This window comes from Shinella yambaruensis (assembly GCF_050859155.1).
GTDB lineage: Bacteria > Pseudomonadota > Alphaproteobacteria > Rhizobiales > Rhizobiaceae > Shinella > Shinella yambaruensis.
In genome coordinates, this window is the sequence record NZ_CP150638.1 from 2,086,659 (window position 1) to 2,112,599 (window position 25,941).

A 25,941-nucleotide genomic window follows, 5' to 3' on the forward strand; every position below is an offset into this window, starting at 1 on the left:
GCTTTCGCACCCCCGCATCACCGACAGAAATGCATCAAGAAAATCAGATCGACGCCAGCGTCCAGCCGACGATATCGGCCGTGACCGCGGCAAAGGCCGCGTCGAGCGCCTTCACGAAGGCCGGGTTGCCGGTTCCGCCGACCGGAACCGTCGCGCGAAACACCTTCTGCGCCCGCACCGTGCCGTTGCGGTCATTGAGCAGCTTTGCCGAAATCTCCACCACCGCCGCATCGGCGCCCGCCGTCTGCACCTCGAAGGCGCGGATGTCGGTGACGATCTGGTAGTCGATCGCAAGGCCCTGCCCCGGCATGCCGACGCCGCCGAGGCGGCCGGTGTTCTCGAAGGCCTGCACGAGCTTGGCCTGCACCATCTTGCTCAGGCTGTCGCTCCACTGCGCGCCGGCAAGATACTGGATTTCCGAGGCGGACGGGCGGATGACGATCTGCTCGCCGTCGAGCGCCTTCAGCGCCGAGGGTGGTGGCACGAGGATCTGCCGGCTCCTGGCCGAAGGGCCGTCGGCGGTGGCGACGGAGGTGAGCGCGAACGTATCGTTCTTGGCCTGCGTGCTGCCACAGGCGGCGAGCATTGCCGCCAGAACGGCGACGAGCGCGGCGCGCGCCGCAGTCCCGTTCCGCAACAAACCCTTACCCGAACCCGTCATGTCGTCCTCAAACCCTTGTAACTGCCTGTGTAGCAGCGGCACGACAGGCTGTCACGGCTGCGCGGACGGACAAATTTGCCTTGGACCGCCAGCGGTTGGCAGTTGTGGGGATAGGGCCACACTTTCCGGCCGGTTCAGCGCCGGTTGCGGCCGTCATACTGCTTGACCGTCTCGCCGCCGAAGAGGAGGCGCTGCGGATTGCGCTCGAAACCGGAGATCGCGCTGTCGAGATTCTGGATCGTGCGGCGCGTGTCGAGCACCAGCGCCTCGACGTCACGCAGGCCCGAGCCGGAGAATCGCTGCAGCCCGTCGGCAATCGGGCCGATCCGGCCGTTCAGCGTATCGGCGGCCTGCTTGATCGACTGCAGCGTCGCCTTGGCCTCGGCGAAGAGCGATTCGGAATCCCCCTCGCCCAGGAAACCGTCGAGCTTGGCGAGCACGCCGTCGACGCGCGTGGCGGCCGCGTTCAGCTTGTTGCTCATCTGCTGCACGTCGGTGATGATCTGGTCGATGTCCTCCTCGCGCGCGCCGATGCGGTCGGCAACGCCGGTGACGGAGGCGATGGCCTTGCGGGCATCGGCGGTCGCGACCGAAATGTTGTCGATCGCGCCGCCGACCTTCTGCGTATCGACCGCGGCGATGAGGCTGTCGACCTTGTCGAGCGTCACCGTCGCCTGCCTGCCGAAGGCATCGAAGGTTTCGGCCGTCTTGCGGAAGCCGTCGACGGTGGCCTTGATGTCGCCGGACGCATCCGCGATGTCCTTGCTGATCTTGTCGACATTGCCGACGAAATCCTCGACCTTCTTCGGGTCGACCGCCTTGATCAGCTCGTCGACCGAGGCGAGCGTCGAATCGAGCCGGCCGGAAAGGTTGCGGAAGGTCTCCGAAAGGCCACCGACGCTTTGCAGGAACTCGTCCACCTTCTCGCCGTTGCGGGCGAGCGCGCCGGAGAACTGCTCGGCGTTCTGGATCGTCGTCGTCAGCGGCCCGCGCGCATCGGCGACGAAGCCCTGGATGTCGGTGATCGCCGCGTCGGCCCGCTTCAGGATCTTGTCGGCGGTGGACAGGATGTTCGTCACGCTCGACTGCTCCGCCTGCAGCACGGCCGGAACCTCGCTGTCGACGGCCTGGCGCAGGATGTTCGGATCGCCCGCGCTGCCGCCGGAAAGCTCGATATAGGCCGCGCCCGTCAGGCCCTGGACCTCCAGGACCGCGGTCGTCGACTGCTTGACCGGCGCGCTGGTCGAGACCTCCGTCATGGCGACGGAGAAGCGCGGGTCGTCGGCATCGATGGCAAGGCTGCGCACGGAGCCGACCGGAATGCCGTTGAAGCGCACGGGCGAACCGATGCTGAGGCCGTTCGCCGAGCCCGGGATGCGGATGGCCAGCTGCGCCATCTCGCCGCCGCGGCCATACTGCGACATCCAGTAGACAAAGGCGAAGGCGGCGGCCATGACGAGGACGGTGAAGAAACCGACGAGGGCGTAGTTGGCTTTGGTTTCCATGCTTCGGGCTATCCTGCTCGCAGTTCCATCCGCCGGAGCCTGCCGGCCCCGGACACGTCCTTACGTTTTCCGCACGATCGCTCGCGCGCGCTTGCCCCGGAAATAGGACTGCACCCAGGGATCGTCAAAGGCCAGCATGTCCTCGATCGTGCCTTCGACCATGACCTTCTTCTGCCCGAGGACGGCGATGCGATCGCAAACCGAAAACAGGCTGTCGAGGTCGTGAGTCACCATATACACGGTCAATCCGAGGGTGTCGCGCAGTTTGGCGATCAGCTCGTCGAATTCCGCCGCGCCGATCGGGTCGAGGCCCGAGGTCGGCTCGTCGAGGAAGACGAGGGCCGGATCGAGCGCCAGCGCGCGGGCCAGCGCCGCGCGCTTGATCATGCCGCCCGAAAGCTCGGAGGGATATTTGTTCGCCGCCTCCGGGGCAAGGCCCACCAGCTCGATCTTCAGCCGCGCCAGCTCGTCCATCATCGCCTGCGGCAGGTCGAGATATTCGCGCATCGGCACCTGGATGTTCTCCTTGACCGTCAGCGAGGAAAAGAGCGCGCCATGCTGGAAGAGCACGCCGAGCTTCATGTCGAGCGCCAGGCGCTCTTCCTCGCTCGCCTTGTCGAAATCCAGGCCGAAGATGCGGATCGTACCGGAGCGGCGGCGCAGCAGGCGCAGCACCGTGCGCATCAGCACCGACTTGCCGGTGCCGGAGGCGCCGACGAAGCCGAGGATCTCGCCGCGGTAGATGTCGAGATTGAGCTTGTCGAGCACGATGTTGCTGCCGAAGCCGACGGTCAGGTCCTTGACCGAGAGCATCACATCGTCCGTCTTTGCCGAAACCTGCTCCATGGATGTCCTCAGAAATCGATCGCGGCGTAGAACATGGCGAAGAGGCCGTCGACGAGGATGACGACGAAGATGGACTTCACCACGGCGGCGGTGACGTGGCGGCCGAGCGATTCGGCGCTGCCGCCCACCTTCAGCCCCTCGACCGAGGCGACGATGCCGATGATCAGCGCCATGAACGGCGCCTTGATCATGCCGGACACCACGGTCGACAGGTCGATCGCCTCGCGAAGGCGCGACAGGAACGTGTCGAAGGTGATGCCGGAATAGGACCAGGCGACGAAGGCCGCGCCGCCGAGGGCCGCGAAGTTGGCGATGATGGTCAGGAGCGGCAGCGCGACGGTCAGCGCCACGAGCCGCGGGAAGACGAGGACGCCGACCGGGCTGAGGCCCATGACCTTCAGCGCGTCGATCTCCTCGCGCATCTTCATCGAGCCGATCTCGGCCGTGATCGCGCTGCCCGAGCGGCCGGCGATCATGATGGCGGTGAGCAGCACGCCGACCTCGCGCAGCTGGAGAATGCCGACGAGATCGACGACGAAGACTTCCGCGCCGAAATAGCGCAGCTGGAAGGCGCCCTGCTGGGCGATGATCGCGCCGATGAGGAAGGACATCAGGAGGATGATCGGCACGGCGCGCACGCCCATATGGTCGATATGGTGCACGATCGCCGAGGGCGACACGCCGCTGCGCCGTCCGAGCTTCAGCTGGGCGCCGCGCACCGCCGAGCCGAGGATGAACATGGCGGCGACCGCATCGTCCCAGATCTCCATCACGTTGCGGCCGATCGGCTCGAAGACGCGCTCGAACAGCGTGCCTTTCCCGCCGCTCTCGTCGCGCGGCTCGGCAAGCTTTTCCGGCAATGCCGAAATCAGGTCGGCATAGTGCGTCCCCTCGCGGTCGGTGAAACTCACCGCGCCGCCCTCGCCCTGCCGCTCGGTGATGGCCCGGCGCAGCAGCCAGGCGCCGGCCGTATCCATGGCCGTGACGCCGCCGAGGTCGATTTCCAGCGCGCCGCCCTGCCCGCGGCCGATATCCGCAAGCCGCTTGCTCGCGGCAACCGCGGTCGTGTTCACCCATTCGCCGGAAAGGCGCCAGACCTCCCCGTCCTTGCCGGGCAGCGTTTCGATCGCGATGTCGAGGGGGGAACGGGCGCCGGTCAAGTCTCTTGCATCTTCCCGTGCTTGGGCCAACATGCGCCTGTCTTACCGGCTCGCCGCCCGTCTGTCACCGAACGAACCCGCAAAAGCGGCCTTCCCGCCTCGATTTTTTCAAGCCTGCCAGGATCACTCCCATGCGCCGCACATTGCTCGCCACCACCGAAAGCTTCCCGATTGCCGGCACTTTCACCATTTCCCGCGGCGCCAAGACGACGGCGGAGGTGGTGACCTGCACGATCGGCGGTTCCGGCCTTTCCGGGCGCGGCGAGTGCGTTCCCTATGCGCGCTACGGCGAATCGGTCGCCGGCGTGCTTGCCGCCATCGAGGACATGCGCGGCGCGGTGGAGGACGGCATGGGCCGCGAGGAACTGGCGCGGATCATGCCCGCGGGCGCGGCGCGCAACGCCATCGACTGCGCGCTGTGGGATCTCGAAGCGAAGCTTTCCGGCGTGCCGACCTCACAGGTGATCAACGCCGCGCCGCCGCGGGAGCTCGTCACCGCCTACACGCTCTCCCTCGGCGAGCCCGAGGCGATGCAGCGGCAGGCGGCGCAGGAGGCCGGCCGCCCGCTGCTCAAGGTCAAGGTCGGCACGGCAGACGACGCCGCCCGCATCCGCGCGGTGCGCGCCGGCGCGCCGGAAAGCGCCATCATCCTCGATGCCAACGAGGGCTGGATCCCGGAAAACCTCGCCCGTCACTTCGCCATCTGCGCCGAGGCGCGCATCGCCCTCGTCGAGCAGCCGCTTCCGGCGGGCAACGATTCGGCGCTGCGGGGCGCGGCCCGCCCCGTCCCGGTCTGTGCCGACGAGAGCGTGCACCAGGCGCAGGACGTCCGGGCGCTAGCCGACCGCTACGACGCCATCAACATCAAGCTCGACAAGGCCGGCGGACTGACGGAGGCGCTGGCGCTGCGCGAGGCGGCGAAGGAGAACGGGCTGAAGATCATGGTGGGCTGCATGGTCGGCACGTCGCTCGGCATGGCACCGGCCGTTCTGCTGGCGCAGGGCGCCGATTTCGTCGATCTCGACGGCCCGCTGCTGCTCGCCCGCGACCGGGAGCCGGGTCTCACCTACGAGGGCTCGACCGTCTATCCGCCGGATGCCGCGCTCTGGGGCTGAGCGCGCGGCGCGACGATGCGGCCGGCGACCACCGAGACGAGGCCGGCCGCGGCGACGAACGACATCAGGTAGAAGCCGTGAACGCCGTACCAGCTGAAGGCATAGCCCGAAACGAAGGTGGCGAGCGCCGTGAAGACGCCGGTATAGAAGAAATAGAGCCCCTGCGCCGCCGCTTCCTGCTCCTCCGCCACGCGCTCCACGAGCCGGCTCTGCGCGCTCATGTGGATGAGCGCATAGGTGAAGGCGTGCAGACATTGCAGCGCGAAATAGCCGGAAAAGGACATTTCCATCGGGAAGAGGATCCAGCGGCCGACCGCCACGGCACAGCCGACCGTCATCATGGACCAGAGATTGAAGCGCCGCCGCAACTGGACGGCGAAGAGGAAGAAGACCACCTCGGCAAGCACGCCGGCGCTCCACAGGATGCCGACGTCCACGCCGCTGAACCCCATCTTCTGCCAGTAGATCGCCGAGAAGGCGAACAGCATGGCGTGGCTCGCATTGACGAGCGAGACGCCGATCAGCATGAGCTGCACATCCGCCTGCCGCAGCGTGCTCTTCGTCGGCATGGTGGCGATCGCGGCGATCGGCGACGGGCGGCGCGGCTTGCCGATCCTGGGGGCGATCACCGCGCCGAGCACCGTCAGCACGAAGGCCACCGCCATCGCCGGCAGCACCATGGCACCCCCGTAGAGCCCGGCAAGCCAGCCGCCGATCATCGTCGCGACGATGAAGGCGAGCGAGCCCCACAGGCGCATCTTGCCGTAATCGAAATTCCAGCGCCGTACGCCCGAGAGCATGATCGCCTCGGTGATAGGCACATAGGGCGAATAGACCGCGCCCTGCAGCGTGTAGAGCAGCAGCACCGGCCAGAAGGACCCGGTCGCAAAGAGCGCGAGCGCCGTCGAAAGCGACAGCAGCGCCGACCAGAGCAGCACGATCGAACGCTCGCCGATCCGGTCCGCGATGATGCCGGCCACCGGCGCGGTGAAGACGCGCACGAACATCGGCACGGCAAGGACGATGCCGATCTGGAAATCGCTCATCGACAGCGTTTCCAGCCAGACCGGGAAGAACGGCAGCGCAATGCCGTTGACCATCATCGGCGCGCAGAAGACGAGAGCGATGCGCGCGGCGAAGAACGGCGGCGCGCCGGCGGTCACGGTAAACCCGGAAGGGGCATTCATTGGCGGGGAACCTGCGTTGGAACGCCCCGGCTCTAGCATGCCGACGTACGTACGCCAATGCGCTATTTCTACCCGCGGGCCGGAAGGCCGAACAGGTGAAAGCCGGCTTACGCCGCCTCCGGCTCCCGGGCTTCGATCGCCAGCATCCGGCGTGAGACCGGAACCACCTCGGCAGGGCTCGATGCGAGCATCTGCCAGGTGATCAGCTCCATCTCGCCGTCGTGATGCTCGGCGATCGCCGTGCAGCTCTCCACCCAGTCGCCGCTGTTGATGTAGCGGATGCCGTCGATCTCGGTGATGACGGCGTGGTGGATGTGGCCGCAGATCACGCCGTCGGCATCGTGGCGCCGCGCCTCCTCGACCACCACCTTCTGGAACTCGCCGATGAAGTTCACCGCCGTCTTCACCTGCTGCTTGGCCCAGGAGGAGAAGGACCAGTACGGCAGGCCGAGGCGGCGGCGGATGGCGGCGAAGACGACGTTGATGGCGATTGCCGCGTCATAGGCCCAGTCGCCGAGATAGGCGACCACGCGGGCGTGGCGCACGACGACGTCGAACTCGTCGCCATGCAGCACGAGGTAGCGCTTGCCGTCGGCAGCCTCGTGGATGATGCGGTCAGCCACTTCCACGCCGCCGAAATGGGTGCCCGGGAAATCGCGCAGGAACTCGTCGTGGTTGCCGGGAATGTAGATGATGCGCGTGCCCTTGCGCGCCTTGCGCAGGAGCTTCTGCGTGACGTCGTTGAAGGCCTGCGGCCAGTACCAGTTGCGCTTCAGGCGCCAGCCGTCGACGATGTCGCCGACGAGCACGATCGTCTCGGCTTCGTGATGCCGCAGGAAGTCGATCAGGAAGTCCGCCTTGGCCGCCTTCGATCCCAGATGCACGTCCGAGATGAACAGCGTGCGGAAATGGCGGACATTCGGGTCGGCGAGGGTCGCGGTCATGCGTCTGTCTCCGGGTGGCCGGCCGCCGCGGTGGTCGTCGTAAGGGGCGGCTTTCACCCCGTTGAAAACCAGACTCCTGTTTCAGATTGATGACACACCTATGCCTTTTTCGATGGCAAATAGGCATTGCACAGGCCGCTGATTGCGGCTTTATGGAAGACTCGGAAAACCTCACGTCGCGGCGGTTTCGTGCAAAGAAGGGCCGCAACGAAAACAGCATATGGCAAGGAGCATCATGAGCACGGGTGACAAATCGCGGACGCAGGACGGTCCGGCAAGCGGCGACATCGACCAGCAGGCCCTCTTCTTCCACCGTCACCCCCGCCCCGGCAAGCTCGAGATCAACCCGACCAAGCCGCTCGGCAACCAGCGCGACCTGGCGCTCGCCTATTCGCCCGGCGTCGCCGCGCCCTGCCTCGCCATCCGCGACGACGCCAACACGGCCGCCGACTACACGGCGCGCGCCAACCTCGTCGCCGTCGTCTCCAACGGCACGGCCGTGCTCGGCCTCGGCAATATCGGCCCGCTCGCCTCCAAGCCCGTGATGGAGGGCAAGGCGGTGCTCTTCAAGAAGTTCGCCGGCATCGACGTCTTCGACATCGAGATCGACGCCCCGACAGTCGACGAGATGGTCAACGTCGTCTCCGCGCTGGAGCCGACCTTCGGCGGCATCAACCTGGAAGACATCAAGGCGCCGGAATGTTTCGAGGTGGAGCGCCAGCTGCGCGAGAAGATGGACATCCCCGTCTTCCACGACGACCAGCACGGCACGGCGATCATCGTCGCCGCCGCGGTCCTCAACGGCCTGGAGCTCGCCGGCAAGGCGCTTTCCGACGCCAAGATCGTCGCCTCGGGCGCGGGCGCGGCCGCGCTTGCCTGTCTCAACCAGCTCGTCTCGCTCGGCGCGAAGGTCGAGAAAATCTGGGTGCACGACATCGAGGGCCTCGTCTACAAGGGCCGCGAGGCCCTGATGGACCAGTGGAAGAGCGTCTATGCGCAGGAGACCGACAAGCGCCAGCTCTCCGAGACCATCGACGGTGCGGACGTCTTCCTCGGCCTGTCGGCCGCCGGCGTTTTGAAGCCGGAGCTGCTCGCCCGCATGGCGGAGAAGCCGCTGATCATGGCGCTCGCCAACCCGACGCCGGAGATCATGCCCGAGGAGGCGCGCGCCGCTCGCCCGGACGCGATGATCTGCACCGGCCGCTCGGACTTCCCCAACCAGGTCAACAACGTCCTCTGCTTCCCCTACATCTTCCGCGGCGCGCTCGATTGCGGCGCGCGCACGATCAACGAGGAGATGAAGATGGCCGCCGTGCGCGCCATCGCCTCCCTCGCCCGCGAGGAAGTGTCCGACGTCGCCGCCCGCGCCTATTCCGGCGATACGCCGAGCTTCGGCCCGAACTACCTCATCCCCTCGCCCTTCGACCAGCGCCTCATCCTGCGCATCGCGCCGGCCGTCGCGCGCGCGGCGGCCGAAACCGGCGTGGCGATGCGCCCGATCACCGATTTCGACGCCTATCTCGACCAGCTCAACCGCTTCGTCTGGCGTTCGGGCTTCATCATGAAGCCGATCTTCGCCGCCGCGAAGAACGCTGCCCGCAAGCGCGTGATCTTCGCCGAAGGCGAGGACGAGCGCGTGCTGCGTGCCGCCCAGGTACTGCTGGAGGAGGACATCGCCAAGCCGATCCTCATCGGCCGCCCGCAGATCATCGAGACGCGTCTCAAGCGCTACGGCCTGCGCATCCGCCCGCAGACCGACTTCGAGGTCGTGAACCCCGAGGACGATCCGCGCTACCGCGACTATGTCGACGACTATTTCCGCATCGTCGGCCGCCGCGGCGTCATCCCGGAAGCCGCGCGCACCATCGTGCGCACCAACCAGACGGTCATCGGCGCGCTGGCACTCAAGCGTGGCGAGGCCGATGCGCTGATCTGCGGCGTCGAGGGGCGTTATGCCAAGCACCTGCGCGACGTCAGCCAGATCATCGGCAAGAAGGAGGGCGTGCTCGACTTCTCCGGGCTCAGTCTGCTGATCTCGCAGCGCGGCGCCACCTTCTTCACCGACACCTATGTCACCTTCGACCCGACGGCCGAGGAAGTGGCGCAGATGACGGTGATGGCCGCGCAGGAGATCCGCCGCTTCGGCATCACGCCGCGCGCCGCCCTCGTCTCCCATTCGAACTTCGGCTCGCGCGATTCCGACAGCGCCTTCAAGATGCGCCGCGCCATGGAGATGGTGCACGAGATGGACCCGACGCTCGAGGCGGACGGCGAAATGCACGGAGACGCCGCGATCTCCGAGGCCCTGCGCCAGCGCGTCATGCCGAATTCGACGCTGTCCGGCGAAGCCAACCTCCTGGTCTTCCCCAATCTCGACGCCGCCAACATCACGCTCGGCGTGGTCAAGACCATGACGGACAGCCTGCATGTCGGCCCGATCCTGCTCGGCGCCGCCATGCCCGCCCATATCCTCTCGCCGTCGGTCACCTCGCGCGGCGTGGTGAACATGGCCGCGCTTGCCGTGGTGGAAGCCTCCAACCCGGCCTGACCGATCTAGAGCAATTCCAGCAGAAGTGCGTAGCGGTTTTGCGTCCGGAATTGCGTAAAAACAAACAGATAGAGCGTTTTCGCGATTCGAAGAGAAGCGGAAATGCTCCAGCCTTACGAAACGGTCGCCGCCTCGGCGGCCGTCTTCATTTGCGGCGCCGGGCGCCCGGCATCCCGCGCCTCCCACCAGTCGCCGAGCGCGTCGACCAGCGGCAGCAGCGTCAGGCCGGATGGCGTGAGGTCGTATTCGACCCGCAGCGGATAGCCGTCGAACACCGTCCGCCGCACGATCCCGGCCTTTTCCAGCTTGCGCAGTTCGAGCGTCAGGATGCGGTGCGAGACGGTCGGGTTGTCGCGCCTGAGGTCGCTGAAGCGCTTCGTGCCGTCCTTCAGGTAGTAGATCAGCAGGGTCGGCCAGCGGCCGCTCAAGACCTGCATGACCTCCTCGATCGGGCAGCGGGAAACGAGATCCTTCATGGCGGGCTCCGGCATGGTGACAAAAATGTGCGTAATTTACATGGGGGCAGGCAAGGCTTAGGTCCAGTGTCGCTGCGCAGCGTGGTCAACAGAAATCACGGAGAAGAACATTGGAACCGATCCTCGTCTACGGCTTCCCCGCCGGAAGCTCCATGGGCCTCGTCGCCGCGCTGGAATGGCTGGGAAAGCCCTACCGCCTCTGCCGCGTCGACATGCTGGGCGAAATGCGCGACCCCGCCTATGCCCGTCTCAACGCCCGGCACGAAACGCCCGCCCTCGTCACCGATGACGGCCGGGTGATCACCGAGACCATGGCCATCGCCCACTGGATCGCCGCGCGCGACACCGAACGGCGCGTCAGCTTCGATCCCGCAACGCCGGAGGCCGACCGCATGGTCCAGCTGATGGCCTATCTCAACACCGGCTTCACCGGTGCCTTCAGCCCGCTCTGGGCGGCGCTCGAACTGGAGACGCCGGACCCGGTGCTGGAGGAGTCGCTCCGCCGCTGGGGCCGCGAGGGCGTCATCGAGCGGCACGACAAGCTGGAGGCGATGCTCGGCCACACGCCCTACCTTGCCGGCGACCGCCCGACGCTTGCGGACGGCGTGCTCATCGGCGTCGCCCGCTGGCTCGATTACCACGCGGTCGCCCCGGCAAGCCGCTGGCCCCGCATCGCGGCCATCCGCGGCCGGCTGGAGGCCGACCCCGCCGTCGCGTTCGCCACCGCGGTGGAAAGCGGCGAGACACCGGCCGGCTCGGGCGCCTTCAAGGGCCATGTGTCGCTTGCCGATGTCATCGCGCGTTTCGGCCGGAGCTAGGCGGAACGCGACATCAAGACCGGGTTGAGGACTGCAAGGCCTTCCCCCCGCACGCCTTCGTCATCCTCGGGCTTGCCCCGAGGGTCCACGCTCCGGGCGCGGCGTGGATGGCCGGGTGAGAACCGACCTGACGGAGGAATGGGTGGCGGCCCGGCATCATCTCATATCGCCGAAAGCGCCAGCCGGCGCGTCATGCCGATCGCCGCAAGAAACGCCTCGTCGTGGCTGACGACGAGGAGCGCGCCGTCATAGGCCCGCAGCCCCGCCTCCACCGCCTCGATCGAATCGATGTCCAGATGGTTCGTCGGCTCGTCGAGGATCAGCAGCGCCGGCGGCGTGTCTCCGCCGAGCACGCAGGCAAGGCCGGCGCGCAAGAGCTGCCCGCCCGAAAGGCTGCCGGTGACCTGCAGGGCGGCATCCGCGCGAAACATGAAGCGCGCCAGCGCCGCCCGGCAGGCATTCTCGCCGGCCTCGGGATTGATCCGGCGAAAATTGTCGCGGATCGACAGGGCCGGATCGAGCAGGCTCACCTTCTGGTCGAGCATGGCGGCGTCCGCAAGGAGGCGCACGCTGCCCCGCCAGGGGGCGAGCGCGCCGGTGACGAGCGCCAGAAAGGTCGTCTTGCCCGAACCGTTCGGCCCCGTCACAGCCACCCGCTCCGGCCCGGTCATGGTGAAGGACAGGTCGCGGATGACCGGGTGATCCGCCCGGTAGCCGGCGGTGACGCCGTCCATCCGGAGCACCGTCCTGCCGGCGGAAAGATGTGTCGGCGGCACGGCGACGGTCAGCGGCTGGAGGATCTCGATGCGCTCGCGCGCCGCCGCCACCGCCTCGCCCGCCTGCGCCTGCCGGTCCTCGGCAAGCCGCGCATTCGCGCCGCCCGTCAACTCGCTGCGCTCCTTCATGGCGCCCAGCATGATGCGTGGAATGTCGCCGCGCGCCCTCTTGCGGCGGCCGGCGCTGTCCTTGCGCGCCTTGCGCTCGGCGACGACCTGCATGGTGCGCGCCACCTCGGCGGCGTGCTTTTCCGCATCCGCAAGGTCGCGATGGGCGGCGGCGAGCTCCAGCGCCTTGCGTTCGCGATAGGCGCTCCAGTTGCCGCCATAGCGGGTCGCGCCGAGCGTCGTCAGCTCGACGATGGCATCCATGGTCTCCAGCAGCGCGCGGTCGTGGCTGACGACGATCGCCCCCGCCCGCCAGCCGGCAAGGAGATCGATGACCGCCTGCCGCCCGTCGCGGTCGAGATTGTTCGTCGGCTCGTCGAGCAGCAGGAAGTCGGGCTCGCGGAAGATGAGGGCGGCGAGCGCCGCGCGGGTGCGCTGCCCGCCGGAAAGGGCGGCAAGCGGCGTCCGCGGCTCCGCCTCCAGCCCGACGCGGGCAAGCGCGGCGGCAAGCCGCGCCTCCAGCGTCCAGTCCGCATCGGCAAGGGCGTCGGCGTCCGCCTCCCCGCGCGCGGCGCGGGAAAGCAGGTCGAGCGCCCCGGCGATGCCGAACAGGCTGGCGACGGTTTCCTGCGGGCTGACCTGCACGCTCTGGCGCAGGAGCCCGAGCGTGCCGTTCACGGTGACGCTGCCGGCCTGCGGCACCAGCGCGCCGGCCACGAGCTTCAGCAGCGTCGTCTTGCCGACGCCGTTGCGGCCGATGAGGCCGGCGCGCTCGGCGCCGAAGGTCAGGTCGAGATCGGAAAGGAGGGGGTGGCCGTCAGGCGTGGACCACCGGATTTTCGAGAGGGTGATGGAATGCGGCATGGATACGGATTTCCCCGAGGACAAAACGAAGTCGGTTTGCGGTCGGGTTGAAATCCATGGTGCACCATCCGGTCGGCATTGCGTTGCCGGAAATCTAGGGACGAACCGGCCGCGTTGCAAGGGCGGCAGCCGGGTCGTCCGGTCTTAAGGCTCAGGCCGAGGGCTGCTTCAGCCGCTTCGACCACTCATCGGCCTTGCCCTGGCCGGCATCCTTCCAGGGCGAGCCCTTGAGGCCGAGCTTTGCGCGAAAACCCATGGCGGAGATGATCAGCCGGTTCATGCCGGAGGCGATGAAGGGCAGCGAGGCGATGTGCAGGCCGGTGAATGGCAGGAAGGGGTTGCGGCGCAGCGAGCCGTAGATCTCGATGCGTGTCGTCGTCTTGTAGCTCGGGCTGCGGGCATGGAAGCCGTGGGTGTCGGCGACGACCAGGGTGTTCGCCTTCACCGTCATCTTGACCGGCTGGCCATAGCCCAGCGCCGTCAGCTCGTCCGGCATGATGCGCAGCGAGCCGCGCGCAGAATACTTGTTCTCGATCGCATCGGCATTCTCGCTGATGCGGCGCTCCCAGGCAAGGCGCTGCGGCGTCATCTCGTGCGAGCCCGGCACATAGGCGAACGGACCGTCCTCCTCGCCGACATCGCGCAGGAAGAGCCATGCCTTGGCCGTCGGCTGGAACGTGTCGCTGTGCAGCGCGGTCTGCGGATCGGTCGAGCCCTGCGTGACGACGGACGGCAGCGCCATCACCACCTGCACGACGAGCAGCGGCTGGCCGGCATGGGACGAGACGTAGCGCAGGAGGTTGGTGATGCGCGGGTCGTTGCGCGCCGCCTTGAAGCCCGGCAGGCTTTCGAGGTCGCGGTCGTCGATGATCGCGCGGCGCGTGACGGTATCGCCCTGCAGCATGTCGTAGCGCTCGAAATCCCGCTCGGCGATCTCGCGGGTGACCGCCTCGAAGACCTCCGGCGACAGGAAGTTCTCGATCTTCACGAACCCGTTCTCGGCATATTGCCGGCGGTATTCCGGGGCGACGAGGTTCTCCAGCTTCCTGCGGCGCCAGGCGGCCATGCGCATGGCGAGCGAGACGCGCTTTTCGTGCAGGCCCTTCCGGTTCAGCCATTTGCTGCCGATGATGGGATTGTCCGCGAAGGATTTTGCGCCGGACGCGAGCTGGAGCGCGTACCAGGGGCTGAGCAAGATGGACGAAATGCGCATGATGACCTGCCTGCAAGGGCCGGTTTCCGCCAGGGGCGGTTGCGCGGCAAGGGCGCAGACCGGCTGTTGAGTTTGACGAGAGTGCTACACCAAGGCCCAGGGGAGATCAATTGCGGGGCACGGCCAAAAAGATGAATACGCAACTCATATTTTATGACCGGCGTTAATCACAAATCCGGGAGCGCGTTGCGCTTCCCCCGCCACGGCCTATGATAGGGCCGTACGTGCGGCCGATCGCGGCCCATCCACATTCACGGGATCGATGATTTGAAAGGGTCTGTCCGCCTCCTCCTTGCCATTGCGACCGGGCTGACGCTCGCCTTTTCGGGCGGCCCGGCGGCGGCGGGCGTGTGCGAGCGGCTTCAGGCGGAGCTTGCCAACCTGCCCAAGGTGGTGGTCGACACTGCAAGCGCCCGCAAATATGCCGGCGCCATCGCCCGCCAGAACATCCAGCTGCGCAAGGCCAGGAGCGACCAGCGCCGTCTCGGCTGCTCGAGCGGCAGCATCATCGTCATCGGCGGCGCGAATGCCGAGGCCTGCGGCACGCTCGCGACGGTCATCGGCAAGATGGTGCGCAACCTCGAAATCCTCGACAAGAAGCGCCGCGAATTTGCCGGCGGCACGTCCTCGCAGAGCAAGCGCAACCGCCTCACCGCCCTCCTGGAAAGCAATGGCTGCGGCGACGAGGCAAGGGTCATGCCGGTCGCGGCGACGGAAACGCTGCGCACGCTCGACGACAGGCGCACCCTGCCGCTCGGCACCGCCCCGGAAGGCAGCGAGCGCCTGCAGCTGCGCACGCAAGGCGGCAGCAACGGCCATGGCAACCTGCGCACCGTCTGCGTGCGCACCTGCGACGGCGGTTTCTTCCCGATCTCCTCCGGCGCGACGCCGCTCGACTTCCGGCGTGACCAGAAGGTCTGCGCGATGATGTGTCCGCAGACCGAGACGGAGTTGTTCTACCAGTCGATGACCAGCGGCCAGGAAACCGAGCAGATGACCTCCACCGTCACCGGCCGGCCCTATTACGAGATGCCGAACGCCTTCTCCTACCGCACGCGCGACCTCTCCAAGCCCGGCACCTGCGGCTGCAATCTTTCTGCCTATTACCAGGAGATGATCAAGCGCGAGAAAGCGCTGAAGGGCGAGGGCGAGACGGCCCGCGCCGGCGCGGGAGACGAGGCGGAGACCGGCTCGATCACCACCATCCGCACCCTGCCCAAGAAGGTGGAAACCCCGGTCAAGGTGCCGGCGAAGGTCGAGGAACGCGACTACGACCCGGCGAACAGCAAGGTGCGCACGGTCGGCCCGGTCTTCCTGCCGGCCAACGAATCCGCCATCGACCTCGGCCGCCCGGTGGATGCCGGCGTCAACTGACGCCCTCCCCCGGCCAGCGCTCCTCGAACACCAGCTCTTCCAGCGGCAGGCGCTGCCGCCATCCCTTCACCGCCAGTTCCGGCTCGCCATAGAGCCGGTCGACGAAGCCGACGCAGAGCCAGGCAACGATCTCCACATGCTCGGGGATGCCGAGGATCGAACGGATGTCGCTGTCGTGGAAGATGCTGACCCAGCCGACGCCCACGCCTTCCGCCCGCGCCGCCAGCCAAAGGTTCTGCACGGCGCAGACCGTGGAATAGACGTCCATGCGCGGATTGTGCGTGCGCCCGAGCACCACCGCGCCGCCGCGGGTCGGATCGCAGGTGACGCAGATCGACAGCGGCGCCTTCAGGATGCCCTCGAGCTTCAGCGCGCGATACTGCGCCTGCCGCTCCCCTTCGAACATCGCCGCCGCCTCGCCATTGGCCTTCAGGAAGGCCGCATGCACCGCCCGCCGTGTCTCAGCGCCGCGCACCAAAAGGAAGTTCCACGGCTGCATGAAGCCGACGGACGGGGCATTGTGGGCGGCCTGCAGCAGGCGGCCGACGAGATCGTCCGGCAGCGGATCGGGCAGGAACTGGTCGCGCACGTCGCGGCGCGTTTCGATGGCACGGTAGACGGCCTGCCTTTCCTCGCGGGAAAAGGCGCCCGCCCGGACCAGAGGGCCCAAGGGTTCGCTTCGCATCGTCATCTCCCCAACAATGCGTCACGACCTGCCGCCGTCCGCGCGGTTCGGTCTATCGTGCCAGGCCGGTCTTCTGACTTCGGGTCACGCGGCCGACGCCTGCCTTCCCGGTTGAACAACCAGTGGCAAAAGCCTGAATCGATTCAGGCTTTCATGGCGCAGACCATCCCCGTCACAGCGTTGGGCACGTTCCGGACCTGGGCTTTCCGCCCGCACCGGATTCCCGATTCTCCCGCCGGAGCGGGCACCTGACGCGGAGGATATGCGCACGACGCGCGGGCGCGATCAAGCCCGTCCGCGCCACACGTCGCCGCGTCTGCGCCTCAGAGCGGCGCCTCCGGATGGGGCGAGCCGTCATAGGCGCCCCAGACCGACTGGTCGAAGCAGATCACCGAGCCGGTCATCAGGCCGGATTCCGGCGAGGAGAGATAGGCGCTGGCCCGCGCCACCTCGGCCGGATCGACGAGCCGCCCGAAGGGCTGGCTTGCCGCGGCCTTGGCCAGCCAGTCGTCGGCCGCGCCGTGGAATTCGCGCTGGATGCGGTCCTCGCCCTCCGAGGCCATCCAGCCGATATTGAGGCCGTTGACACGGATGCGGTTGCGCAGCACGGCATAGGCCGTGTTCTTGGTCAGCGTCTCCAGCGCGCCCTTGGAGGCGCAATAGGCGGAAATGAAGGGCTGGCCGGCCTTGGCCGACATCGAGCCGATATTGACGATGGTGCCCTCGGTCTTCTCGCGCCGCATCACCTTGATCGCCTCCTGCATCAGGAAGAACGGCGCACGCACATTGACCGCGAACATGCGGTCGAAGAGCTCGGGGCTCGTATCGAGGATCGTGCCGCGGTCGGTGATGGCCGCGGCATTGACCAGCGCATCCACACGGCCGAAGGCCTCGTCGCAGGCGGCAATGACCGCGCGCGCATCCTCGACCGCGCCGAGATCGGCCTTCACATAGAGCGTCGCCACGCCCGTCGCGCCGGAGATCTCCCTCGCCTTCGCCTCGCCCTTGGCGGCATTGCGCCCGCAGATGACGAGGCCCGCCGCGCCCCGCTCGGCAAAGAGCCGGGCGATCGTCGCGCCCAGTCCCTGCGTCCCTCCCGTGACGACGGCGATCTTGCCGTCCAGCCGCGCACCCTCGCTCATGCCATGCCTCCCTCGCAAACCGGCCGGCGCTTCCCGGCGAACCGCAAGAAGCCGACCGGCACCTGACTCACTTCAGCAAGCAAAGCCTCTATCCAACTGTTTCTCAACTCATTTCTGGAGGCCGAAGCGAGCTGGCCCGATTGCCTTTGCCGAAGGTCAGCCGCGATGTGAGAGACCCCTGACCAGAAAACCTGTGGAAACAAGGCGCTAGGGAGCTTCAGCACAAGCGGCCTCAAGCCGCGCGCGCCGTGCCGGCCTCGGCAACCGCATCGCGGCCCATATCGCCCGCATGGACGGCGCGGTTGCGCCCGCCATTCTTGGCCGCATAGAGCGCGGCATCCGCCATCACCATCACGTCATGCAGGCCGCTGCCGTGGTCGGGGAACTGGGCGATGCCCGCGCTGCCGCCGATCGCCAGAAGCTGCCCGTCATGCGCGATCGGCGTCTGCGCATCCCGCACGAGGCTTTCGGCGAGATCGAGGAGCGCCTCCCGGCTGAAGTCGCCGGTGAGCAGCACGGAAAACTCGTCGCCGCCGAGGCGCGCCACCGAGCCGAGCGTGCCGATGCGCTCGGAAAAGCGCCGGGCGACGGTCTGCAGCACCGCATCGCCCGCCGCATGGCCGTACCGGTCGTTGACGGCCTTGAACCGGTCGAGGTCGAGCGCGAGGATCGAGAAGGGCCTAGCCTCGCCCTTGCGGATCGCGCGGCGCACCTCCTCGTCGAAGCCGCTGCGGTTCTTCAGTCCCGTCAGCGGATCGTGCCGCGCGAGGAAGGCGTTCTGCGCCTCGCTGCGCTGCAGCGCCTTGACGAGCGCGGAAAAGCGCAGCGTGACGAAGAGCATGACGCCGGCAAAGACCAGCACGAACATCGCGATCTGCGGCAGCGCCGATTTCCACACGAAGGTGCCGGGCATGTTCGGCCGCCAGGAGGCGACCATCGGATTGTAGGTGTCGGCGCCGACCGGCGTCATCACCAGCCCCGGCTCCTGCGTCACGATGGGCGTGAAGCCGAGATCGTGCACGCCGAGCCGCCGCTCGGTGTTCAGAAGCATCTTCTGCGAGACGGGCTTGACCGTGATCAGCAACGTCGGCTGCATCCGGCTTGCGGGAATGTAGAGCGACTTCGGAATGACCGCCTGCACGACGACGATGCTCATGACCCGGTCGATGAGGCGCATGCCGGAGACGTGGATTTGCGGCAGCGCCGGCGTCAGGAGGTCGGGATCCTCCCTGGCACCCTCGACCTGCCAGCCGCCGCGGTCGGGCGACAGCGCCTCCCGGTAGGCCCGCTCCGCCTTCAGCGTGAGGTCGCTCACCCAGTGCAGCTTCTCGCGTGCCTTGCGTTCGGAGACCTTGTCGCCGCGATGGACGCCGAGCACCTTCTCGCCGCCCGGCGTGGTGAAGATCATCCAGGAGAACCCGAAGTCGGCCCACATCCAGTCGCGGATCTGGTCACGCACGAAGGCATCGCCCGGCATGCCGTCCTTCAGTTCGTCGAAGGTCTTGTCCCAGAAGGAAATCTGGCTCTGGTACTGCACCACCTGGTCGATCTGGTGGCTGAACTCGTTGCGTACCAGCGTGCGCTCCGTCTCGGCGACGAAGCTGTCGGCCCGCTCGATCGCATAGTCGAGCACGAGATAATTGGCGGCCCCGAAGAGCAGGACGATCATCACCGCCGCCGTGCGGATCGCCAAACCAACCCCGCGTCGCCGCGTCGCGCGGCCCCCTTGCGCCTTGCCCGTCATTGTTTCCCTGCCTGTCCCCCGCCGGTTTGCCCGGCTTTGTTGAACGAAGGCTAGCTGACAGACGGCAAAATTCGCTTAAGCGGGCTGGTGAGCGAAAACTTAACTCCGGCTGGCCGGATCTGGGAAGCCCGCCGGCTCCCTCTCCTCGCCCGCCGAGAGTTTCCGGCAGATCGACTGCATCAGGACGAGGTTGCGCTGGTCGCGCCAGGTGGTGACGAAACCCCAGGCGAGGAGAAGCAGGATGGAGAGGAAGGCGACGCCGAGGACGACGAGGCCGCCGGTCGCAAGGCCGTAGAGGCCGAAAACCGCCGGCGTCGCGAAATAGGCGATCTGCGCCGAAAGCTGCCGTCCGGCCGAAAGGTCGCTCAGCGACCACAGCCGGATCAGCCGGATTTCCTCCTCGGTGAAGGCCGGGCGAGCGGCCGGCGCGTCGGCAGGCCCGTCCACGCCCTACCCCCGGTCGCGATAGCGGTTGGTGATCGGGTAGCGCCGGTCGCGACCGAAATTCTTCTTGGTGATCTTCACGCCCGGGGCGGACTGGCGGCGCTTGTATTCGGCGATGTAGAGCAGGTGCTCGATCCGGTGCACGGTCGCCGCGTCATGCCCGCGGGCGACGATCTCCTCGGTGCTCATCTCCAGCTCCACCAGGCATTCGAGGATGTCGTCGAGCACCGGATAGGGCGGCAGCGAATCCTGGTCGGTCTGGTTGGGGCGCAGCTCCGCGGACGGTGCCTTGTCGATGATGTTCTTCGGGATCACCTCTCCCGTCGGCCCGAGCGCGCCCGGCGGCACATGTGCGTTGCGCCAGCGCGAAATGGCGTAGACCTGCATCTTGTAAAGGTCCTTGATCGGGTTGAAGCCGCCGTTCATGTCGCCGTAGAGCGTCGCATAGCCGACCGACATCTCCGACTTGTTGCCGGTCGTGACGACCATCGAGCCGAACTTGTTGGAGACCGCCATGAGGATGGTTCCGCGCGCGCGGCTCTGGAGGTTCTCCTCTGTAATGCCTTCCTCGGTGCCCTCGAAGAGCTCCGAAAGCGAGGAGAGGAAGCCGGTCACCGGCGCCTCGATCGGCACGATGTCGTAGCGGCAGCCGAGCAGCCGGGCGCAATCGGCCGCGTCCTTCAGCGAATCCTTCGACGTATAGCGATAGGGCATCATGATGCAGCGCACCCGCTCCTCGCCGAGCGCGTCGACGGCGATCGCCGCGCAGATCGCCGAATCGATGCCGCCGGACAGGCCGAGCACGACGTTCTTGAAGCCGTTCTTGTTGACGTAGTCGCGAAAGCCGAGCAGGCACGCACGGTAGTCCGCTTCCTCCTTCTCGGGAATGCGCGACGTCGGCCCGCCGTCGCAGACCCAGCCGTCCGCACGCTTCTTCCAGGTGGTCAGCGCGATCGTCTCCTCGAACTGGCTCATCTGGAAGGCGAGCGACTTGTCGGCGTTGAAGGCGAAGCTGGCGCCGTCGAAGACCAGCTCGTCCTGGCCGCCGAGCTGGTTGGCGTAGATGAGCGGCAGGCCGGTCTCGATGACCTGCTTCAGGGCGACCTGGTGGCGGATGTCGACCTTGCCGCGATAGTAGGGCGAGCCGTTCGGCGACAGCAGGATTTCCGCGCCGCTCTCGGCCAGCGTCTCGCAGACGCCGAGATCGCCCCAGATGTCCTCGCAGATCGGGATGCCGAGGCGCACGCCGCGGAAATTGACAGGACCCGGCATCGCGCCCTGGTCGAAGACGCGCTTTTCGTCGAATTCGCCGTAGTTCGGCAGGTCCACCTTGTCGCGCACCGCGATCACCTTGCCGCCGTCGATGACGGCGACCGCGTTGTAGCGCCCCGTCTCGTCCTGCCTTGGAAAGCCGATGATGACGCCGGGGCCGCCCCTGGCGGTATCGGCAGCGAGATCGTCGACGGCGCGCCGGCAGGCCTTCAGGAAGGCGGGCTTCAGCACGAGGTCTTCCGGCGGATAGCCGGAGATGAAGAGTTCGGTCAGGAGCAGCAGGTCGGCGCCCTGCCGGGCGGCGTCCTCGCGGGCGGCGCGCGCCTTGGCGAGGTTTCCGGCGACGTCGCCGACGGTCGGGTTCAATTGCGCAACCGCGATGCGCAGCGTCGCCCTGCCCTGATCTGAGGTCATGTCTTGATCGGAAGTCATGTCTGCGGACCCATCTCCTGCTGGTGCCCGAGCCTGCGGCCGCGCGTCGCTGTCGCACTCTCGAACGGTCGACAAGCTCTTTAGAGCATGACGGGCGTTTTGGGAATGAAGGGCGGAACCTTTGCCGGCGCTTTCGGCGGAAATGTCCGGTTTTCAAGGGGTTCGGCGCGCCACCGCAGCCCTGCGACGCAGGAACCAAAACAGGGGAAGAACGTTGCAGAAAACGTTCATCTCCTGTTCAAGATGACAACCGTATGACAGATACACGAAACTTTCATGAAATCTGGAGACGGCCTTGGCCCTGCTCACCTCCGCCACCGTGGCGATCAATGCAAACGAAGAGATCGCCGCCGAGGCAGGCTTCTTCGCGCGTCACGCCAAGGCGCTCGCCGTCCTGCGTTCGCTTGCCGTTTCCGGGCTTCTCGCGCTCCTCACCGTCGTCGTCGTCGAATTCGTCACGCGCGGCTCGCTCGACCAGACATGGAGTTATTTCACCAATCCCGGACAGCCGGCCTGGACGACGACCGGCGTCTTCTTCCTGCTCTACCTCGCCATCGACGCACTGATCGGCCGCCAGCACAAGGCCGTCCTGCTCGTCTCGCCGCTCGTCGTGCTGATGGGCGTGATCTCCCAGCAGAAGCAGGTCTTCCTCACCGATCCGCTCTATCCGACGGACCTGCTCTTCGGCCGCCAGATCCTGGAGCTGATGCCGGTGCTGGTGCAGGACCGGCCGTGGACGGCCGCCCTTCTCGCGCTCGCCGTCCTCGCCTCGGTCGTCGGCCTCGTCAGCCTCTGGGTCTTCGCCTGGCGCCGTTTCCGGCCGCTGACGAAGAAGGAGCGCCTGACGCGGCTTGCCGTCGCGCTGCCGCTTCTGGCCGGCTTCGTCTCCGTCATGGACTACAACGAGTTCTCCTGGGTCCGCGACCGGCTGAAGGTCTTCCCGATCATGTGGGACCAGGCGGAGAACTATCGCCACAACGGCTTCGTCATGGCGTTCGCCATCAACCTGCCGATGGCCAACGTGCAGACTCCTGCCGGCTACATGACCGAGGCGATCGACAAGATCCCGTCAAAGCCCATGCCGGTCGGCACGAGCCACCGCGGCAAGCCTGACGTCATCGTCGTCATGAGCGAATCGCTGTGGGACCCGACACGCCTTGAAAGCGTGAAGCTCTCGGCCGACCCGATGCCGGTGATCCGCGAGAACCAGGGCGGCGGCGTCTTCTCCCCGGAATTCGGCGGGCTGACCGCCAATGTCGAGTTCGAGGCGCTGACGGGCTTTTCCAACGCCTTCCTGCCGATGGGCTCGATCCCCTACCAGCAATATGTGCGCAAGCCGATCCCTTCGCTCGCCACCTTCTTCCGGGCGGAAGGCTATACCGCGCGCGCCATCCACCCGTTCTCCGGCTGGTTCTGGAACCGCACGAGCGTCTACAAGGCCTTCGGCTTCGAGACCTTCAAGGACGTCGAGAAGATGCCTCCGCTGGAAAAGCGCGGCAACTTCACCTCCGACGAGGCGCTGACGAAGGAGCTCATCCGCCAGGCGGACATGCAGGATGACCCGTTCTTCTTCTTCACCGTCACCCTGCAGGGCCACGGCCCCTATGACGACGGCCGCTACGCGAAGACCGACATCAAGGTCGACGGCAGGCTCGACGCCCGCGACAACCGCATGCTGGCAAGCTACGCCCAGGGCGTCAAGGAAGCCGACAGCAGCCTGAAGATGCTGATGGACTGGGCGAAGGAACGCGACCGCGAGACGATCATCGTCGTCTTCGGCGACCATCTTCCGCCGCTCAACACGGTCTACAGGAATTCCGGCTACATGAAGGGCATCACCGCCTCGCGCAAGGGGTCTCCCGAGCAGATGAAGAAGGAGCACGAGACCCCGCTCGTCATCTGGTCGAACAAATCCGGCGCGCAAAAGGAGATCGGCACGATCAGCCCGGCCTTCCTGTCCTACTACATCCTCAAGGAAGCCGGCTTCGAGCATCCCTACTACACCGGCTTCCTCGGCGCGGTGCACGACAAGCTGCGCGTCATCGACCGCTACATGCTGATCGACGCCAAGGGCAACGGCACGGCCGGCTGGGCGCGCAAGAAGACGATCGACCCGCTGGTGCGCGACTTCCGCTTCCTGCAGCACGACATCATGTTCGGCAAGCAGTACGGTCTCGAGCGCTTCTTCAATTCCCATGCGGAGCTGATGGCGGCAGGCTCCTGATTTCCCGGCCAATCGGCTTTCAGGACGATCGCTGAACGAAAGAGGCGCCCGAAGAGGGCGCCTCGCATTCCATTCCCGGGAAGGATCCGCTGAGTTGAAGCGGAGGGCTCGGTCAGCCCTCCGCCTGCCGCGCCTTCTGCGTGGCGGCAAAGGCCTTGCGCATGTAGCTGTCGCGGTCATAAACGTCGTCGAAATACTCGACCACGCCGTCCTTGTTCGGCCAGGCGGTGAAATAGGCGATGTAGATCGGGATATCCGCCTTGACGTTCAGCGCCTTGTTGCGGCCGGCAGCGATTTCCTTGCCGACCTCCGCCTCGCTGATGCCCAGCACGGCGGCCGCCATCTTGCGGGGCTCGGCAAGGCGCACGCAGCCATGGCTCAACGCCCGCATGTCCCTCTTGAAGAAGCTCTTCGACGGCGTGTCGTGCATGTAGATGGCATGGCTGTTCGGGAACAGGATCTTCAGTTCCCCCAGCGCATTGTCGCCGCTCGGCGGCTGGCGAACGGAAACGCCGGCGGTCGATCCGTACCAGTTGACCGAGGACGAGGCCACCGCGCGGCCGCCGACGGCAACCTCGTAGCCCATGCGGTCGAGATAGGACGGATCGTTCCGGAGCTTCGGCAGCATCTCGTTGATGATGATCGACTGCGGCACGCCCCAATAGGGGTTCACCTCGACGGTCTGCACCTTGTCCTCGAAGAAATAGGTCTGGTTCGATTTCGAGCCGACCACCGTGCGCATCGAGAACTTCTCCGCGCCGTCCTCATGGTAATAGACCTGGAAGGCCGGCTGGTTGATGAAGACGTGGCGGACGCCGAGATCGACCGGCAGCCAGCGCGCCTGTTCCAGCGCCACTTCCAGCTTGGCGATCTTGTCGGCGACCGAATCGCCGCCCGTGAGCTTGCGGATCGATGCCTTGCCGACGACGCCGTCCGGCTTCAGCCCGTTCTCCTTCTGGAAGGCCTCGACGAGCGCGACCAACTCGGGCGTGTATTCCGGCGTGTCCTTGTAGGTGGCGATGGCAAGCGAATGATCGGTCTTCAGCGCATCCGAGCCGTGCTTGACGATGCCCTTGACGACATTGGCAAGCTCCGGGTTGCTCTGGCCCGGCTTCAGCAGCGTGTCCTCGGCGATGACGACGCGGTCCTCGCCCGACGTCTCGGCCCTCAGCTTGGCGAGCTCCGCCTTCAGCGCCCGGAAATCGCCGCTCGCCGGCGAGCGGCTTTCGAGATAGCCCCTGACATTGCTGCTCATCGCCACGTTCTTCAGCGCCGCGACGAGGTTGACCTCCTTGCGCTTGAAGTCGTGGTAGCCGGAAATCCGGTTCGGATCGATGCGGCCGCGCACGGCGTCCTGCACATAGGTGGCGACGGCGGCGGAAAGGCCGACCTCGAAGGCGGCGAGCTCGCTGTAGCGCGCATTCATGGCGGCGCCGTCGAAGCTTTCCGCCGGAATCTTGACCGCATAGTCCCAGGGGTCGAGGCCCACGGACGCCGCATCGGCCAGCACCGCGATGGCGGTCTTCGCCTTGTCGTTGATGCCGGTGCCGTCGATCCAGACGAATTTCCTCTGCGTGCCGTAGAAGGTCTCGACCGCCTTGGCGGCATCCGGCGTCGCACGCACGTCGACGGTGGAGAAGGCGGCGCGCACGCCCGCATCGCCGGCCGGCGCGACATCGGCCGAAATGGAGCTGGTGACGACCGGGTCGGCGAGCGTATCGACGGCGACGCGCTTCAGGGCGTCCGCCTTGTAGGTGTAGTAGCGCGGGCCGGTGACGCGCGGCAGCGGCTTTGCCGCCTGCTTCGTCTCGGCGCCGGGCAGCGCCACGCCGGTCGTGACGCCGGGGAGCGGCTCGGCCTTCTGCTTCTTCTTGCCGTTCAGCCATTCCATGACGGTAAGGGCGTTGGCGGGTGTCGCATGGAGCGAAATGGTGGCGCAGGAGAGAGCCAGCGTGGCGGCCAGCATGGCAGTCTTGGTAAGCTTCATCTGTATTCCATTCCCCGAATGAACCGTACGTCACGGTCTCTGGCGGCGCCCGAACCAGCAGGCCGGTAAGTTATAGGAAAGGATGGTTGATGAAAAGGAAACGCCCCTTCCCGCCCTCTCCGCAAAACCTCACGAATCCGTGACGCCTGACCTGGCAAGCCAGACGGATGAGGCCCCGTAAAAATTTGAATTGCCGGCGATTTTTTCCGCGGGAAGCGCAAATCCCCGAGGACGCGCCCGGAGCGCGAAAAAAACGAGCGGACGATTGTGATGGAAAAGGCACAGCGCCGGAAGCCCCGGCCGGGCCTGCCGGCGACCGCGCGCCGGCCTAATCGATTTTAACCGAAAGTCTCGTCCCGCACGGTCATTCCGCCCCTTGCAACCCCGTCGCAGATGGGCCAGAGATTTGCGCGATT

General features: G+C 66.7%; 20 protein-coding genes and 1 riboswitch. Of the genes, 5 read left to right on the top strand and 15 right to left on the bottom strand.

The genetic code is table 11. The annotated features are described in order from the left end of the window. Nucleotides 1–43: 43 nt before the first annotated feature. The 4 genes from WMC41_RS10350 to WMC41_RS10365 form a co-directional block, all read right to left on the bottom strand. Nucleotides 44–661: an ABC-type transport auxiliary lipoprotein family protein gene (locus WMC41_RS10350; protein ID WP_244769659.1), complete on the bottom strand. Its 618-nt coding sequence runs from the start codon at nucleotides 659–661 to the stop codon at nucleotides 44–46. Nucleotides 662–795: 134 nt separating this feature from the next. Next, nucleotides 796–2,166 (bottom strand): MlaD family protein, encoded by a 1,371-nt coding sequence (locus WMC41_RS10355; protein WP_244769658.1) that lies wholly within the window; start codon nucleotides 2,164–2,166, stop codon nucleotides 796–798. A gap of 60 nt (nucleotides 2,167–2,226) precedes the next feature. After that, a complete protein-coding gene (locus WMC41_RS10360) occupies nucleotides 2,227–3,012 on the bottom strand; it encodes an ABC transporter ATP-binding protein (protein WP_244769657.1) in 786 nt (261 codons plus the stop codon). Between the two features lie 8 nt (nucleotides 3,013–3,020). Further along, nucleotides 3,021–4,205, bottom strand: coding sequence for an ABC transporter permease (locus tag WMC41_RS10365; RefSeq protein WP_272805627.1), 1,185 nt, complete (start codon nucleotides 4,203–4,205; stop codon nucleotides 3,021–3,023). A 98-nt stretch (nucleotides 4,206–4,303) separates the two neighbouring features. On the opposite strand from WMC41_RS10365, the gene dgcA reads away from it, so the two are divergent. After that, nucleotides 4,304–5,287, top strand: coding sequence for an N-acetyl-D-Glu racemase DgcA (gene dgcA, locus WMC41_RS10370; protein WP_432348015.1), 984 nt, complete (start codon nucleotides 4,304–4,306; stop codon nucleotides 5,285–5,287). Here dgcA and WMC41_RS10375 read toward each other — a convergent pair. Continuing rightward, nucleotides 5,257–6,474, bottom strand: a complete 1,218-nt coding sequence (locus tag WMC41_RS10375) for an MFS transporter (RefSeq protein WP_244769654.1) — start codon at nucleotides 6,472–6,474, stop codon at nucleotides 5,257–5,259. The genes dgcA and WMC41_RS10375 overlap by 31 nt on opposite strands. Nucleotides 6,475–6,581: 107 nt before the next feature. Next, nucleotides 6,582–7,418 carry a UDP-2,3-diacylglucosamine diphosphatase gene (locus tag WMC41_RS10380; RefSeq protein WP_432348017.1) on the bottom strand — a complete coding sequence of 279 codons (837 nt, stop codon included), beginning with the start codon at nucleotides 7,416–7,418 and terminating at the stop codon, nucleotides 6,582–6,584. A gap of 235 nt (nucleotides 7,419–7,653) precedes the next feature. Here WMC41_RS10380 and WMC41_RS10385 point away from each other — a divergent pair, with 235 nt between their 5' ends. Continuing rightward, nucleotides 7,654–9,966 carry an NADP-dependent malic enzyme gene (locus WMC41_RS10385; RefSeq protein WP_432348019.1) on the top strand — a complete coding sequence of 771 codons (2,313 nt, stop codon included), beginning with the start codon at nucleotides 7,654–7,656 and terminating at the stop codon, nucleotides 9,964–9,966. A gap of 113 nt (nucleotides 9,967–10,079) precedes the next feature. On the opposite strand, the gene WMC41_RS10390 is transcribed toward WMC41_RS10385, so the two are convergent. Continuing rightward, a complete protein-coding gene (locus WMC41_RS10390) occupies nucleotides 10,080–10,442 on the bottom strand; it encodes a winged helix-turn-helix transcriptional regulator (RefSeq protein ID WP_432348021.1) in 363 nt (120 codons plus the stop codon). A 110-nt stretch (nucleotides 10,443–10,552) separates the two neighbouring features. Here WMC41_RS10390 and WMC41_RS10395 point away from each other — a divergent pair, with 110 nt between their 5' ends. Next, complete coding sequence (locus tag WMC41_RS10395) at nucleotides 10,553–11,260, top strand: glutathione S-transferase family protein (RefSeq protein WP_432348023.1); 708 nt, start codon at nucleotides 10,553–10,555, stop codon at nucleotides 11,258–11,260. Between the two features lie 161 nt (nucleotides 11,261–11,421). Here WMC41_RS10395 and WMC41_RS10400 read toward each other — a convergent pair whose 3' ends face one another. Together WMC41_RS10400 and WMC41_RS10405 are read right to left on the bottom strand one after the other, a co-directional pair. Then, complete coding sequence (locus WMC41_RS10400; protein WP_432348025.1) at nucleotides 11,422–13,008, bottom strand: ABC-F family ATP-binding cassette domain-containing protein; 1,587 nt, start codon at nucleotides 13,006–13,008, stop codon at nucleotides 11,422–11,424. A 151-nt stretch (nucleotides 13,009–13,159) separates the two neighbouring features. Then, a complete protein-coding gene (locus WMC41_RS10405) occupies nucleotides 13,160–14,221 on the bottom strand; it encodes a phytanoyl-CoA dioxygenase family protein (protein WP_432348027.1) in 1,062 nt (353 codons plus the stop codon). Between the two features lie 267 nt (nucleotides 14,222–14,488). Here WMC41_RS10405 and WMC41_RS10410 point away from each other — a divergent pair, with 267 nt between their 5' ends. Beyond that, nucleotides 14,489–15,595: a DUF2865 domain-containing protein gene (locus WMC41_RS10410; protein WP_432348029.1), complete on the top strand. Its 1,107-nt coding sequence runs from the start codon at nucleotides 14,489–14,491 to the stop codon at nucleotides 15,593–15,595. Here the strand turns inward: WMC41_RS10410 and bluB are convergent. The 5 genes from bluB to WMC41_RS10435 all read right to left on the bottom strand — a co-directional run bounded on the left by bluB (nucleotide 15,588) and on the right by WMC41_RS10435 (nucleotide 21,296). Next, on the bottom strand, nucleotides 15,588–16,280 hold the full coding sequence (gene bluB, locus WMC41_RS10415) for a 5,6-dimethylbenzimidazole synthase (protein WP_432348031.1): 693 nt from the start codon (nucleotides 16,278–16,280) through the stop codon (nucleotides 15,588–15,590). The two genes, WMC41_RS10410 and bluB, sit on opposite strands and share 8 nt — an antisense overlap. A gap of 46 nt (nucleotides 16,281–16,326) precedes the next feature. Beyond that, a riboswitch (cobalamin riboswitch) is annotated at nucleotides 16,327–16,547 on the bottom strand. 56 nt (nucleotides 16,548–16,603) lie between these two features. Then, complete coding sequence (locus WMC41_RS10420; RefSeq protein ID WP_432348033.1) at nucleotides 16,604–17,422, bottom strand: SDR family oxidoreductase; 819 nt, start codon at nucleotides 17,420–17,422, stop codon at nucleotides 16,604–16,606. A 232-nt stretch (nucleotides 17,423–17,654) separates the two neighbouring features. Further along, nucleotides 17,655–19,115: a diguanylate cyclase domain-containing protein gene (locus WMC41_RS10425; protein ID WP_432348035.1), complete on the bottom strand. Its 1,461-nt coding sequence runs from the start codon at nucleotides 19,113–19,115 to the stop codon at nucleotides 17,655–17,657. Between the two features lie 150 nt (nucleotides 19,116–19,265). After that, nucleotides 19,266–19,613 carry a hypothetical protein gene (locus tag WMC41_RS10430; protein ID WP_432348037.1) on the bottom strand — a complete coding sequence of 116 codons (348 nt, stop codon included), beginning with the start codon at nucleotides 19,611–19,613 and terminating at the stop codon, nucleotides 19,266–19,268. A gap of 3 nt (nucleotides 19,614–19,616) precedes the next feature. Next, on the bottom strand, nucleotides 19,617–21,296 hold the full coding sequence (locus tag WMC41_RS10435; protein WP_432348039.1) for an NAD+ synthase: 1,680 nt from the start codon (nucleotides 21,294–21,296) through the stop codon (nucleotides 19,617–19,619). 313 nt (nucleotides 21,297–21,609) lie between these two features. Between WMC41_RS10435 and WMC41_RS10440 the strand changes: the two genes are divergently transcribed. Then, complete coding sequence (locus WMC41_RS10440) at nucleotides 21,610–23,538, top strand: LTA synthase family protein (RefSeq protein ID WP_432348041.1); 1,929 nt, start codon at nucleotides 21,610–21,612, stop codon at nucleotides 23,536–23,538. A 112-nt stretch (nucleotides 23,539–23,650) separates the two neighbouring features. On the opposite strand, the gene WMC41_RS10445 is transcribed toward WMC41_RS10440, so the two are convergent. Next, nucleotides 23,651–25,525 carry a L,D-transpeptidase family protein gene (locus tag WMC41_RS10445; RefSeq protein ID WP_432348042.1) on the bottom strand — a complete coding sequence of 625 codons (1,875 nt, stop codon included), beginning with the start codon at nucleotides 25,523–25,525 and terminating at the stop codon, nucleotides 23,651–23,653. Between the last annotated feature and the right edge of the window lie 416 nt (nucleotides 25,526–25,941).